Below are 13,025 nucleotides of genomic sequence, written 5' to 3' on the forward strand. Positions count from 1 at the left end.
GTCAGTAAGCCGGGAATCAGGCGGTGCGCGGAGCGGCGTCGGGTTCCTCGGCCAGCAGCGGCTCGGCATCGGGCGAGCGGCCGTAGGTTTCGGGCACGCTCTGGATGCTGAGCACGAAGACCGCGTACATCACGGCGACCATGCCGAAGACGCCGGCTATGCCTGCGCTCTCGAGCAGGCGGCCCGCCACCAGCGGCATGCAGGCGCCGGCGGCCGTGCCGGTGGCCAGGATGAAGGCCGTGCCGAAGGCACGCACGCGCGTCGGGTACAGCTCGGGGGCGAAGATCCAGATGGTGGTGTTGAGCAGCAGCACGAAGAACTGGAAGATGGCGCCGGCCACCAGCAGCATGGCGATGCTCTTGGCCGCGAAGCCGATGACCAGGGCCGCCACGCCGGCGCAGACCGCGCCGGCCGTCAGCACCCGCTTGCGCGGGAACTTGAAGCCCAGCGCCGAGGCCGCGATGGCGCCCAGCAGGCTGCCGCCCTGCATGATCATGGTGAACAGCAGGCTCTTGGACACGGTATAGCCCAGGCTGACGAGAATGGTGGGCATCAGCGTGAGCACCGAGATCTGTGCGCCATAGGCCATCCAGATCGTGACACACAGCGGAATGGTGCGCCGCGCCAGCGCGCCGCGAAAGATCTCGGTCACCCGCACCTTGGCCTTGGCGGCCGCGGAGGGGGCCTTGCCGTCGTCGGTGAGGAAGGGCGTCACCGGCGTGTTCCGGGCCGACAGGCGGCCGCAGGCCAGCTTGGACAGCACCACGTTGGTTTCGCGGATGCGGCCCTGCGACAGCAAAAAGCGCGGCGTCTCGGGGATGTAGCGGCGGTAGAAGGCGCCCAGCAGCGCCGGCACCATCAGCGCGACGAACAGCCAGCGCCAGGCGTTGTCGCCGGGGAACAGCGTGAACACCAGCAGGCCGAAACCGGGGGCCAGGAAGTTGCCCAGGCCGCCGGCGCCCACGTTCACCAGGCCCACGGCCGTGCCGCGGAACTTGGTGGAGCAGAACTCCGCCAGCATGGTGACGGCGATGGCGATCTCGCCGCCCAGGCCGAAGCCCACGACCACGCGGCCCAGCGCCATGACCGTGAGGTTGGGCGCCGCGGCGCAGATGCCCGCGCCGATGGTGAACAGCAGCAGGTCGACCGTCAGCATGGTGCGGCGGCCCCAGCGGTCGGCGATCAGGCCCGACAGGATGCGGCCGACGGCCGCGCTGGCGAAGGTGGCCGTGTTGAGCATGCCGATGTCGGCGGCCGTCAGCCCCCATTGCTCGCGCAGCATGGGGCCGACGATGCCGACGGCGTTCTGCTCGAACGCGTCGAACAGGCAGCCGATCAGGATCAGGAAGATGATGGTGTGGTGCGATCGGGTGACGCCGATCTGGTCGAGCGCCCGGTCGAGCTCGGCGACGCGGGGGGAATCAGGTCCGGAGGAAAGTGCGGGGCCAGCCATGGCAACTCCTGGGTTGGGACGCAGAGGAAGGGGTGATACCCCGCTGGATGACATCCAAATTTCATTGACTCATTTTTATGAAATTTGTATTTCATTTGCAGCCAATGTAGAAAACGCCTTGCCAGGGGTCAACGGGGTTTCCCCGCAACCGCAGGGCCGGCGCGGCGCCGGCTGTATCCCGAGGTCAGCGGCACGCCCGCGCACAGCCCTAGGGTCTGTGCCCATGACGATGTGAGCAGCTGCTCTCTATAATCGGTCGCACCGCCCCTCTTGCAGGGGCGTACTTTTTTGACCGGGGAGCGCAGCCAGCGGCCGCGCCTTGCATGCCCCGGTTGCCTTGCGGGCTGGCCTTTCCTCCCGGAAAGCCACGCCCTTCCCTCGCCGCCGCAGTCGCTGACCGGCGGCATCCATCATCGCCACAGGCATGCGCACAGGCCGCGCCGCGCAGGCTGCGCTGCTGCCATGCCGCCATTTCCATCAAGGAGTTTTCCCAGGATGCGTTGGAGTATTTGCCTCTCTCTCGGTTGTGCCACCCTTCTTTCCACGGCCCTGCCCGCCTCGGCCCAATCCCAGGTCAGCATCAGCGGTCTGCTCGATGCCGGCGTGTTCAGAAGCTTTGACAAGACCAGCGAGCTGGGCACCATCCAACGCAGCAATCTGGCGATTGCCGGCACGGAAGATCTGGGCGGCGGCCTCAAGGCCACGTTCCGGCTGAGCACCCGTTTCGACCTGGACACCGGCCTGACCGAGGACTTCGGCAAGAAGCCCTTCTGGCATGACGAGTCCACCGTGGGCCTGCAGGGCGGCTTCGGCCATGTGCGCATCGGCCGCGCACTGTCGGCCATGTGGTCGCAGGACTGGCAGTTCGACCCCTGGGCCAACTTCAACCGCATCTCCTCGCCCGCCTGGTACCAGTGGCACTACCTGACCCCGACGGACCGCGCGAGCAACAACGGCTTTGCCGAGTACGGGCGCATGGCCAACGGCATCTTCTACGATTCGCCCACGGTGGCCGGCTTCACGCTGCACCTGAGCGGCTCGCCCGAGCGCACCGAGGCCACGGGCCACCAGGGCCGCGGCTACTCGGCCTCGCTCAACTACGACCAGGGCGCGCTGGCCGGCATGCTCGCCTTCGAGCGCAACGGCAGCGGCGACAAGGACAGTTTCGTGGCCGGCAAATACCGCTTCGGCGCGGCTGCCGTGATGGCCGCCTACGACTACAGCCGCACGGCCGACGGCATCAGCAAGGCGCGCGCCGCCACGCTGGGCGCGACCTACCAGGTGGGCGCCACGACCTTCAAGGCCGGCTACGGCCGCCAGCGCCTGAGCGGCTCGGGCGACCAGACCAACCATTTCTACTCGCTGGGCGCGGACTATGCGCTGTCCAAGCGCACCACGCTCTACGCCAGCCTGGGCCGCAAGAGCTACGAGCGCGGCGCGGATTCGGGCACCGCGTTCGGCGTCGGGGTCTCTCACGCGTTCTGACGCCGCGTTGGCGCCACCGGGAAAGCCGTGCAGCCATCAGCCGCACGGCTTTTTTTCCAATGGATCAAGGGAATGGGCAGGCGGCATGCCCGCAGTCAGCGGCCTTCGCCTTCCACCACCTTGGCCACGCGCGGCGCCACGGCGCACATCAGCTCGTAGCCCAGGGTGCCGGCAGCGGCGGCCACCTCGTCGATGGGCAGCACCGCGCCGCCGGCAGCGCGGCCCCACAGCGTGACTTCGCTGCCCATGCCGGCCTGGGGCACGGGCGTTAGGTCCACGGCCATCATGTCCATGCTGACCCGGCCCAGCGTGCGCGTGCGCACGCCGTCGACCAGCACCGGCGTGCCCGTGTCGCAGTGGCGCGGATAGCCGTCGGCATAGCCGCAGGCCACCACGCCCATGCGCAGCGGGCCCTCGGCCCTGAACCGCGAGCCATAGCCCACGGTATCGCCCGCGCCCAGCATCTGCACGCCGATGACCCTGGAGGACAGCGTCATGGAAGGCTGCAGTTGCCAGCCGGCCATGTCGTGCCGGGGAAAGTCGGGCGAGCTGCCGTAGAGCACGATGCCGGGGCGCACCCAGTCGCAGCGCACCTCGGCCGCGTCGCCGCGCAGCAGGGTGGCCGCGCTGTTGCTGATGCTGCGCTCGCCAGGCAGGTCCTGCGTGGTGGCATGGAAGACCGCCAGCTGCCGGTCCAGCCCATGGTCCACGTCGGCATCGCTGAAGTGGGTCATGAACGAGATCTCGTCGACCTGCGGCAGCGCATTGAGGCGCGCATAGGCTGAGCGGTAGCGCTCGGGCGTGAAGCCCAGGCGGTTCATGCCGCTGTTCATCTTGAGGAAGACGCGGTGGCCCACCTGGGTCTTGTGCGCGGCCAGCCAGTCGATCTGCTCGTCGCAGTGCACGGCATGCCACAGGCCCAGGCGCGAACATACCTCCAGGTCGCGCGGCTCGAACACGCCTTCCAGCAGCAGGATGGGGCCGCGCCAGCCGAGGCTGCGCACCTGCTGCGCCTCGGCCAGGTCCAGCATGGCGAAGCCGTCCGCGGCGCGCAGCGCCTCGAACACGTTTTCGATACCGTGGCCATAAGCGTTGGCTTTGACCACGGCCCACAATTTGGCGTCGGGTACCGCGTGGCGGACCCGCTCCAGGTTGTGGCGCAGGGCTGCAGGGTGGATGGTGGCAGTAATGGGGCGAGGCATGCTTTTTTCTCAGTCGGACCCACGGGATTCTGGCACCACCGGCCGCAGCCTGCGTGATATAACCGCCAGTCACTTGCCATACTCCCTGGCATCGGCCCTGCCGGTGCCGCTTTCAGCTTATTCATGAAGCGCGGTTTCTACACCATCATGTCGGCGCAGTTTTTCAGCTCGCTGGCAGACAACGCATTGTTTGTGACCGCCGTGGAGCTGTTGCGAGCCAATGGCGCTCCCGAGTGGCAACGTGCTGCCCTGGTGCCCATGTTCGCCCTGTTCTATGTGGTGCTCGCGCCCTTTGTCGGCGCCTTTGCCGATGCCCTGCCCAAGGGGCGCGTCATGCTCATCAGCAACGCCATCAAGATGATCGGCTGCCTGATGATGCTGTTCGGCAACCATCCGCTGCTCGCCTATGCGGTCATCGGGCTGGGCGCGGCGGCCTACTCGCCCGCCAAGTACGGCATCCTGACCGAGCTGCTGCCGGCCTCGCAGCTGGTCAAGGCCAACGGCTGGATCGAGGGGCTGACCATCACCTCCATCATCCTGGGCGTGCTGGTCGGCGGCCAGCTCGTGGGGCCGACCATCTCCCACCATCTGCTGTCGCTGGACTTCCCCTATATCGACACCGGCATCGATACGCCGGCCGAAGCCGCGATCATGGTGCTGATCGCCGTCTACGCCATCGCCGCCTGGTTCAACCTGCGCATTCCGCTGACCGGCGTGCCCCTGCGCCCGGTGCGCCAGGACCCGGACAAGAGCCTGGCGGCCAACATCGTCGGCCTGCTGCCCGACTTCTGGACCTGCAGCCAGCGCCTGTGGGCCGACAAGCTGGGCCAGATCTCGCTGTCCACCACCACGCTGTTCTGGGGCGCCTCGGGCAATCTGCGCTACATCGTGCTGGCCTGGGGCGCGGCCGCCCTGGGCTACAGCACCACCCAGGCCTCGGCCCTGGTCGGCGTGGTCGCCATCGGCACGGCCATCGGCGCCGTGGTGGCCTCCATGCGCATGCGCCTGGACACGGCCACCAGCGTGATTCCGCTGGGCATCGGCATGGGCCTGCTGGTGGTGTGCATGATCTTCATCCACAGCCTCTGGGTGGCCGTGCCCTTCCTGATCCTGCTCGGCGGCCTGGGCGGCTTTCTGGTCGTGCCCATGAACGCGCTGCTGCAGCACCGCGGCCACAACCTCATGGGCGCGGGCCGCTCCATCGCCGTGCAGAACTTCAACGAGCAGGCCGCCATCCTGGCCATGGGCGCGTTCTACAGCCTCTCGACCAAGTTCGGCCTCACGGCCTTTGGCGCGATCACCGTGTTCGGCCTGGTGGTGGCCGGCATCATGCTGCTGATCGGCATCTGGCACCGCCGCAATTGCCGCGAGCACCCGATGGAGGTTGCGCGCCTGCTGGACATCGCGCGCCGCGACTGCCACTGACCGGCGCGGCTTGGGCCGCGCTCTTCCGATTCAATAGCATCCGGCGCTTGCCAGGCAAGCGCCGGATGCATTTTTCATGCTTTATGCACAGTCCGCTGCCCGTCTTCGCACTGCTGTTCAATGCCTTCATCTGGGGCCTGTCCTGGTGGCCGTTCCGCGCCATGCATGGCGCAGGCCTGCATCCGCTATGGGCCACGGCGCTGATGTACTGCCTGCTGCTGGTCGGCCTGCTCGCGCTGCGCCCGTCCAGCCTACGGCAGGCGCTGCAATACCCCGTGCTCCTGCTGCTGGCGGCCAGTTCGGGCCTGAACAACGTGGCCTTCAACTGGGCCGTGACCGTGGGCGACGTGGTGCGTGTGATCCTGCTGTTCTATCTGATGCCGGCCTGGGCCATTTTGCTGGCCTGGGCCATCCTGGGCGAGCGCCCCACCCCGATGGCGCTGCTGCGCCTGGTGCTGGCCTTCGGCGGCGTGCTGCTGGTGCTGCTGCCGGCCGACGCCTCGCCGGCCGGGCTGATGCAAGGCCTGTCCCTGGCCGATGCGCTGGCCGTGTTCGGCGGCTTCATGTTTGCGCTGACCAATGTGCTGCTGCGCCGCCTGCATGCCATCCCGGGCCAGGCCCGCATGCTGGTCATGTTCGCCGGATGCATGGCCATGGGCCTTGGCACGGCGCTGACGGCCCACGGCGCCGGCCTGGTACCGGCTTTTCCGGCCGTGCGCCAGGACTGGCTGGGCATTGCCCTGGCGCTGGCCGTGCTGCTGATGCTGGGCAACTGGGCGCTGCAGTTCGGCGCGGCCCATCTGCCATCCAGCGTGACCTCGGTGGTCATGCTCTCGGAAGTGGCGTTCGCCAGCGTGTCCTCGGTGCTGATCGCCCATGAGACGCTGTCGGCCCGCACGCTGCTGGGCGGCGCCTGCATCATGGCCGCCGCGCTGCTGGCGGCCCTGGGCAGAAGAAGGCAAGCTTGAACAGGCACAACCCCAACCAGAGACGCCGAGCAAGGGCGCCCCGCTGCAAGGGCGTCGCCTCCTTCCAGGGGGCAAGGCGCGCAGCGCCTCAGGGGGTCAGCCCAATCTTCCCGCCAGGATCAGATAGCCGGGCACCCACCCCGTCAGAATGCCCTGGGCGATGCACAGCACGCCGGTGAAGCGGTCGATGGGCTTTCTCAGCGCCAGCAGGACAAAGAACAGCGCCCACAGCACGGCCCAGGCCGCCCAATTGACGCCCATCCACCAGTCCAGGCCGGTGCTGGCGTCGGCCAGGGTATCGAGCGCGACCGGTACGGCCGTGACGGCCACGAACAGGCTGAACCAGCCCAGGCCGCGGCCGTCCGCCCCCGTGAAGCGGTTGAACGCCACCCACAGATAGGTGAAGGCGAACAGCAGCGTCAGCGCGCCGCTCTTGACGGTCTCTGCATTGGCTTCCGGGCCGAAAATGCTGGCCAGCCCTATGCACAGGGACACCACGCCCGTGAAGATGTTGATGACCCAGATTTCCTTGTCGGCGATGCGCCCCAGCATCCACAGGCCGTTCAGGAACAGCACGGCCCCGACGTAAAACAGCGATAAACCCAGCCACATTGATTCTTGCTCCCAGATGCGCGCCTGCTCCACGCGCAAAGCCGCCTGCGCCTCCGCAGGGGGGCCAGACGGCATGGAAGCGATCCATTGCAACGCGGGCGGGATTTTCCACCCGCAGGCGCATGGCCGGATGTGGCGGCATGCATTGCTTATGGCAAAAGACTCTTGCCTTGCATATGCATGCCGGATGTGGAATGGCTGCCGGCGCGCCGCAGGGGCATGCCGACAAGCCCGGCCGCAGGGCTCAGCTGCGCTGGCGGCGGCGAGCCCGTTCCAGCTGCTGCGCCACCTGGCGCGGGTTCATGCCGTACATCTCGGCAAACGCGGTTTCCGAAGACTGGCCGCTGAGGGTGTAGGCGCGCAGCAGGGCTTCGTCCTTGGCCGCGCGGGCATCGGCTTCGGCCAGGGCCTCGGCCACCAGTGCATTGGTCTTTTCGTCCTTGCCATGCACGCGCTCGGCATACTCCTCGCGTGACAGGCCCGAGGCCTCGTAGGCCATGATGATGCGGTTGCGCAGCTTGGGCGTCAGGTCTTCGGGCGAGCGCTGCTGGCGGCGGCGGAACACCTCGATCAGCGCATGGTGCACATGCTCGGGCAGGGTGGCTTCCACCGGCTTGCCGTCCAGGTCGTGGCGCTGCTGGCCGCTGGCCATGGCGGCCAGGTAGCGGCCGGAGCGCGTGTGCTGCTGCAGTGCGCTCTTGAGCGCTTCCTTGTCCAGCTCGGGATGGGCTGCCAGCAGGTCCTCGAAGATGCCGCGCTTGAGCGGCAGCAGCTGTTCGCCGAACAGTGCCGGATGCCACTGGGCCAGCTGGGCCAGCACGGGATGCGGGGGACGCGCAGCGGCTGCGGTGCCGGCGGCAGCCTGTGCCGGCGCACCCTGCGCATTGTTCTTGCGGCCTCGGCCGCCGCGGCGCGCGCGCTGGCGGGCACCGGCCTCGCCGCCTTGCGGCAGGTCTTGCGCCGCAGCCTGGACCTGTGCCTGGCCTTCGGACACGGCCTTCTGTTCTTGTGGTTCAGAAATGATTTCAGTCATGGCAAAGCCCGTGGGCTTGGGGAAACAAAACCCTGCATCATGCCAGCATTGGCATGCTGATGCCGGTTACACGCCTATCAGCGCCTCGTCGAGCACCTCGATCCAGTGGCGCACCGGCACGTCGGTGCCGTTTTGCAGGTGGACGATGCAGCCCATGTTGGCCGAGAGAATCGCCGCCGGCTTTTCGGGCGCGAAGGGCTCGTCCAGCGCCGCGATCTTGCGGTCGCGCAGCTGGTGCGAGATCTCGGGCTGCAGCACCGAGTACGTCCCGGCCGAGCCGCAGCACAGGTGCGACTCGGTGCGCGCCACGCGCACGTCGAAGCCCAGGGCGCGCAGATGCGTTTCCACGCCGCCGCGCAGCTTCTGGCCGTGCTGCAGCGTGCAGGGCGGGTGGTAGGCCACGGGCGCGGACGGTGCCTGCACGCGGCCCCGCAGCTTTTCGCCGAGCTCGGGCAGCATCTGCGGCAGCAGCTCGCTCAGGTCGCGCGTCAGCGCGCTGATGCGCGCGGCCTTGTCGGCGTATTGCGGCTCCAGGCGCAGCAGATGGCCGTACTCCTTGACAGTGACGCCGCAGCCCGAGGCATTCATCACGATGGCCTCCACGGCGCCGCTTTCCACCAGCGGCCACCAGGCGTCGATGTTGGCGCGCATCTGGGCCTTGCCGCCGTCCTGGTCGTTGAGGTGGAACTTCACGGCGCCGCAGCAGCCGGCCTTGTCGGCAATCACGGTCTGCACGCCCACGGCGTCGAGCACGCGGGCCGTGGCGTAGTTGATGCGCGGCATCATCGCGGGCTGCACGCAGCCGGCCAGCAGCAGCACCTTGCGCGCATGCTCGCGCACGGGCCAGGCGCCGGTCTCCTGGGCGGGCAGCACCTTCTCGGCCAGCGCTTCGGGCAGCAGGCCGCGCACGGCACGGCCCAGCTGCAGCGCCGGCGCGAACAGCGGCGAGTTCATGCCCTCCTTGAGCGCCCAGCGCTGCGCGCGCTCGCCCAAGGGACGTTCCACCTGCTCGTCCACGATCTTGCGGCCGATGTCGACCAGATGGCCGTACTGCACGCCGCTGGGGCAGGTGGATTCGCAGTTGCGGCAGGTCAGGCAGCGGTCCAGGTGCTGCTGCGTGGCACGCGTGGGCTTTTGCCCCTCGAGCACCTGCTTGATCAGGTAGATGCGGCCGCGCGGGCCGTCGAGTTCATCGCCCAGGATCTGGTAGGTCGGGCAGGTGGCCGTGCAGAAGCCGCAGTGCACGCACTTGCGCAAAATGGCCTCGGCCTCCTGGCCTTCGGGCGTGGCGCTGTATTCGGGAGCGAGTTGGGTTTGCATGGTGGGATCCGTTCTTTGTTATGGGTTGGACGGCTCGGACCGGGATCGCGGCATCCGCCCCAGCGGCGGCGGCAGGCGGGCACGGTCGGCCCACAGGGGCGGCAGCGACAGCACGCACAGCACCACGGCCAGCGGCACCACGAACACGAAGCCCAGGTGCTTGAAGCCCGCGGCCCCCGCCACGCCGCCAAGCATGAACATGCCCAGCAGGCCGGCGAACAGCTTGAGCCGCGCCTTGTTCGCATGGATCTGGCGCTCGGGCGGGCTGCCGTTGCGGTTCCAGTACATGGCGCGCCCCAGCTCCATGCCGAGGTCGGTGATCACGCCCGTCATGTGCGTGGTGCGGATCTGGGAAGACGACATCTTGGTCACCGTGGCGTTCTGCAGGCCCATGATGAAGGCCAGCAGCAGCACCGTCAGCGGCACGGTGAACGGCGTGGACCAGGCCAGCGTGGCCGCGCCCAGCAGGCCGAAGACCAGCATCAGGCCGGCCTCCAGCAGCAGGGGCAGCGCATAGCTGCTGCGCAGCTGGCGGTGGCGCGCCCAGTTGACCAGCACGGCCGTCGCCGCCGCGCCGCAGATGAAGGCCAGCAGCGTTCCGATGGCCCCCAGCACCAGCGCCGTGTTGCCCAGCACCAGGTTGTCGGCCAGCAGCGATACCACGCCCGTCATGTGCGAGGTATAGAAATGCACGACCAGAAAGCCGCCGGCATTCACCGCCCCCGCATTGAAGGCCAGCAGCAGGCCCAGGGTGCGGTTGCTGGCACCGGTGCGGTGCCTGTCGGTCAGCAGGTGCAGGCGGCGCATGGGCAGGGATGACAAGGGCTGCAAGACGCCTACCAGGCGCTGGCCAGCCGGCCGCGGTTGAAAATGCCCTCGGGATCGAAGGCCTGCTTGAGCCGCTGATGCAGGATGGCCAGGGCCGATCCCGCTGCGGCATCGAAAACGGGGGCTGCGCTGATCTGGCCAGCACTTTCAGCCCTGAAAAGCGTCGCCGAACCGCCGACGGAAGCCGCCAGCGCCTGCAGCGGCGCGCCCAGGCCGCGCGGCGCCTGCACCCAGCGCTGTGCGCCGTGCCATTCGATGAACGGCCCCGTGCAGTCCGGAGGCAGCGCCAGCACCGGCGCCGTCTGCGGCACCGACAGGCGCCACAGGCAGCAGTCGGCAGAGCGCTCGGCAAACCAGGGCAGGGCCTGCTCGCGGCAGGCCGCCCAGTCGGCCGCCACCTGGTCGTTGGGCAGCGGTTCTCCGCCGCACTCGCCGATCAAGCGCCGGCAGGCCGCCTGCACCGCGGCCCGGGCGCCGCGCAGGCGCAGGTACAGCGTGCCCTCGGTTTGGCCGGGCTCCTGCAGCCAGCAGCTCGCATTCAGCGGCAGGGGCTGGCCGCCCCACTGGTTGAGCCACTGCAGGGCCTGCTGCTGGGAGCAGGCAAAGCGCAGCGTGGCCTCGGCCGGCGCCACGGGCAACACCTTGAGGCTGACCTCGGTGATCAGGCCCAGCGTGCCCCAACTGCCCGCCATCAGGCGCGAGACGTCGTAGCCGGCCACGTTCTTCATGACCTGGCCGCCATAGCGCAGCAGCTCGCCGCGGCCGTTGACCATCTCCAGGCCCAGCACGAAATCGCGCACCGCGCCCACGCTGGCGCGCGCCGGGCCGGACAGGCCGGCAGCCACCATGCCGCCCACGGTGGCCCCGGCAGCGCAATGCGGAGGCTCGAAAGCCAGGCACTGGCCCTGTGCGGCCAGCGCGGCCTCCAGCTCGGCCAGCGGCGTGCCGGCCATGACGGTCACGACGAGCTCGCTGGGCTCATAGCTCACGATGCCGGCCAGCGCGCGCGTATCCAGCACTTCGCCCTGCAGGGCGAGGCCGTGGAAATCCTTGCTGCCGCCGCCGCGTATGCGCAGCGGCGTCTTGTCGGCGGCCGCGGCGCGGATGCGCTCGGCCAGTGGGTGGATCCGGGGAGAGGGGCTGATGGCTGAGTCCATGGCCCGCATGGTAGCGGCTGGCGCGTCCCGCCCCCATCCCCGGGTGCTTGATTTTTTTGAACAAGCACTGTGACGCGGATTGGACCGCCCTCGCCGCCCCTTGTCCGAGCCCCCGCCCGCAAAAAAGCCCCGCAGCTTGCGCCGCGGGGCCAACGTAATGAAACGGTACAGGGAGCTGGCCCAGCTCAGCGGGTGTAGGCGACTTCTCCATGCGAGGTGATGTCCAGGCCCTGGCGCTCGGACTCCTCGCTGACGCGCAGCCCCACGGTCAGCGCGGCGATCTTGTAGGACACCAGGGACACCACGCCGGACCAGGCGATGGTCAGCAGCACGCTCTTGACCTGCACCCACACCTGGTGGCCCATGTTGAAGCCTTCGGGCTCGATGCCGCCCAGGCCCTTGGCGCAGAACACGCCGGTCAGGATGGCGCCCAGAATGCCGCCCACGCCGTGCACGCCGAACACGTCGCACACGTCATCGACCTTGAGCATGCGCTTGAGGCCAGACACGCCCCACAGACACAGGGGGCCGGCGATCAGGCCCATGACGATGGAGCCCATGGGGCCGACGAGGCCCGCGGCCGGCGTGATGCACACCAGGCCCGCCACGGCGCCCGAGGCCGCGCCCAGCATCGAGGCCTTGCCGCGGTGCAGCGCTTCGGCCGCGATCCAGGACAGGGCCGCCGCGCCGGTGGCCACGATGGTGTTGATGAAGGCCAGGCCCGCAATGCCGTTGGCCGCGCCGGCCGAGCCTGCATTGAAGCCGAACCAGCCCACCCACAGCAGCGAGGCGCCCACCATGGTCAGCGTCAGGCTGTGCGGAGGCAGGGCCTCCTTGCCGAAGCCGATGCGCTTGCCCAGCATGTAGGCACCCACGAGGCCGGCCACGGCGGCATTGATGTGCACCACGGTGCCGCCGGCAAAGTCCAGCGCGCCGTCCTCGGCCAGCAGGCCGCCGCCCCACACCATGTGGGCCATGGGGATGTAGCTGAAGGTGAACCACAGCACCGAGAACACGATCACGGCCGCGAACTTGATGCGCTCGGCGAACGCGCCCACGATCAGCGCCACGGTGATGGCGGCGAAAGTGGACTGGAAGGCCACGAACACGTATTCGGGAATGGTCTTGAGCGCGGACGACAGCGTATCGGGCGCAATGCCCATGAGGAACAGCTTGTCGAAGCCGCCGAAGAACTTTCCTTCGCCGCCGAACGCCAGCGTGAAGCCGTAGATGGCCCAGAGCACGGTGATCAGCGAGAAGATCACGAACACCTGCGCCAGCACGGACAGCATGTTCTTGCTGCGCACCAGGCCGCCGTAGAACAGCGCCAGCCCGGGGATGACCATCAGGATCACCAGCATGGTGGAGGTCAGCATCCAGGCCGTATCGCCCGCGCTCAGCGTGGGCACTACCTCCACGGCGGCCGCAGCGGCAGGCGCTGCCGCGGCACCGCCGTCCTGGGCCAGCACGGAGGCGCAGGCGGCCAGCAGGCCCGCTCCCAGGCCCATACTCAAAAGCTTCTTGGTCATGGCAATCTTTCTC

General features: G+C 68.6%; 11 protein-coding genes. 3 read left to right on the plus strand and 8 right to left on the minus strand.

Going from position 1 to position 13,025, the window contains the following annotated elements:
• Positions 1-16: 16 nt before the first annotated feature.
• Positions 17-1,453 carry an MFS transporter gene (locus V8Z74_RS07165; protein ID WP_349708697.1) on the minus strand — a complete coding sequence of 479 codons (1,437 nt, stop codon included), beginning with the start codon at positions 1,451-1,453 and terminating at the stop codon, positions 17-19.
• 495 nt (positions 1,454-1,948) lie between these two features.
• Here V8Z74_RS07165 and V8Z74_RS07170 point away from each other — a divergent pair, with 495 nt between their 5' ends.
• Positions 1,949-2,938, plus strand: coding sequence for a porin (locus V8Z74_RS07170; RefSeq protein ID WP_349708698.1), 990 nt, complete (start codon positions 1,949-1,951; stop codon positions 2,936-2,938).
• 95 nt (positions 2,939-3,033) lie between these two features.
• On the opposite strand, the gene alr is transcribed toward V8Z74_RS07170, so the two are convergent.
• On the minus strand, positions 3,034-4,140 hold the full coding sequence (alr, locus tag V8Z74_RS07175) for an alanine racemase (RefSeq protein WP_349708699.1): 1,107 nt from the start codon (positions 4,138-4,140) through the stop codon (positions 3,034-3,036).
• Positions 4,141-4,263: 123 nt separating this feature from the next.
• On the opposite strand from alr, the gene lplT reads away from it, so the two are divergent.
• Together lplT and V8Z74_RS07185 are read left to right on the plus strand one after the other, a co-directional pair.
• Positions 4,264-5,565, plus strand: coding sequence for a lysophospholipid transporter LplT (lplT, locus tag V8Z74_RS07180; RefSeq protein WP_349708700.1), 1,302 nt, complete (start codon positions 4,264-4,266; stop codon positions 5,563-5,565).
• 83 nt (positions 5,566-5,648) lie between these two features.
• Positions 5,649-6,533, plus strand: coding sequence for a DMT family transporter (locus V8Z74_RS07185; protein WP_349708701.1), 885 nt, complete (start codon positions 5,649-5,651; stop codon positions 6,531-6,533).
• Between the two features lie 96 nt (positions 6,534-6,629).
• Here the strand turns inward: V8Z74_RS07185 and V8Z74_RS07190 are convergent, their stop codons facing one another.
• From V8Z74_RS07190 to amt, 6 genes are all read right to left on the minus strand, one after another.
• A complete protein-coding gene (locus tag V8Z74_RS07190) occupies positions 6,630-7,145 on the minus strand; it encodes an AmiS/UreI family transporter (protein ID WP_349708810.1) in 516 nt (171 codons plus the stop codon).
• A 244-nt stretch (positions 7,146-7,389) separates the two neighbouring features.
• A complete protein-coding gene (locus tag V8Z74_RS07195; RefSeq protein WP_349708702.1) occupies positions 7,390-8,178 on the minus strand; it encodes a ProQ/FinO family protein in 789 nt (262 codons plus the stop codon).
• A 66-nt stretch (positions 8,179-8,244) separates the two neighbouring features.
• A complete protein-coding gene (glcF, locus tag V8Z74_RS07200) occupies positions 8,245-9,498 on the minus strand; it encodes a glycolate oxidase subunit GlcF (RefSeq protein ID WP_349708703.1) in 1,254 nt (417 codons plus the stop codon).
• 18 nt (positions 9,499-9,516) lie between these two features.
• Positions 9,517-10,305, minus strand: coding sequence for a YoaK family protein (locus V8Z74_RS07205; RefSeq protein ID WP_066475044.1), 789 nt, complete (start codon positions 10,303-10,305; stop codon positions 9,517-9,519).
• Positions 10,306-10,334: 29 nt separating this feature from the next.
• Positions 10,335-11,492, minus strand: a complete 1,158-nt coding sequence (gene glcE, locus V8Z74_RS07210; protein ID WP_349708704.1) for a glycolate oxidase subunit GlcE — start codon at positions 11,490-11,492, stop codon at positions 10,335-10,337.
• 176 nt (positions 11,493-11,668) lie between these two features.
• The gene (gene amt, locus V8Z74_RS07215; protein ID WP_174522902.1) at positions 11,669-13,012 is read right to left on the minus strand and encodes an ammonium transporter; all 1,344 of its coding nucleotides are present in this window, start codon (positions 13,010-13,012) and stop codon (positions 11,669-11,671) included.
• Positions 13,013-13,025: the final 13 nt, after the last annotated feature.

It is taken from the genome of Comamonas sp. w2-DMI (genome assembly GCF_040187735.1).
Taxonomy (GTDB): Bacteria; Pseudomonadota; Gammaproteobacteria; order Burkholderiales; family Burkholderiaceae_C; genus Comamonas; species Comamonas terrae.

Coding starts and splice junctions, on each gene's coding strand:
- V8Z74_RS07165 (WP_349708697.1), bottom strand. CDS start 1,453: ATGGCTGGCCCCGCACTTTCCTCCGGACCTGATTCCCCCCGCGTCGCC.
- V8Z74_RS07170 (WP_349708698.1), top strand. CDS start 1,949: ATGCGTTGGAGTATTTGCCTCTCTCTCGGTTGTGCCACCCTTCTTTCC.
- alr (WP_349708699.1), bottom strand. CDS start 4,140: ATGCCTCGCCCCATTACTGCCACCATCCACCCTGCAGCCCTGCGCCAC.
- lplT (WP_349708700.1), top strand. CDS start 4,264: ATGAAGCGCGGTTTCTACACCATCATGTCGGCGCAGTTTTTCAGCTCG.
- V8Z74_RS07185 (WP_349708701.1), top strand. CDS start 5,649: ATGCACAGTCCGCTGCCCGTCTTCGCACTGCTGTTCAATGCCTTCATC.
- V8Z74_RS07190 (WP_349708810.1), bottom strand. CDS start 7,145: ATGTGGCTGGGTTTATCGCTGTTTTACGTCGGGGCCGTGCTGTTCCTG.
- V8Z74_RS07195 (WP_349708702.1), bottom strand. CDS start 8,178: ATGACTGAAATCATTTCTGAACCACAAGAACAGAAGGCCGTGTCCGAA.
- glcF (WP_349708703.1), bottom strand. CDS start 9,498: ATGCAAACCCAACTCGCTCCCGAATACAGCGCCACGCCCGAAGGCCAG.
- V8Z74_RS07205 (WP_066475044.1), bottom strand. CDS start 10,305: ATGCGCCGCCTGCACCTGCTGACCGACAGGCACCGCACCGGTGCCAGC.
- glcE (WP_349708704.1), bottom strand. CDS start 11,492: ATGCGGGCCATGGACTCAGCCATCAGCCCCTCTCCCCGGATCCACCCA.
- amt (WP_174522902.1), bottom strand. CDS start 13,012: ATGACCAAGAAGCTTTTGAGTATGGGCCTGGGAGCGGGCCTGCTGGCC.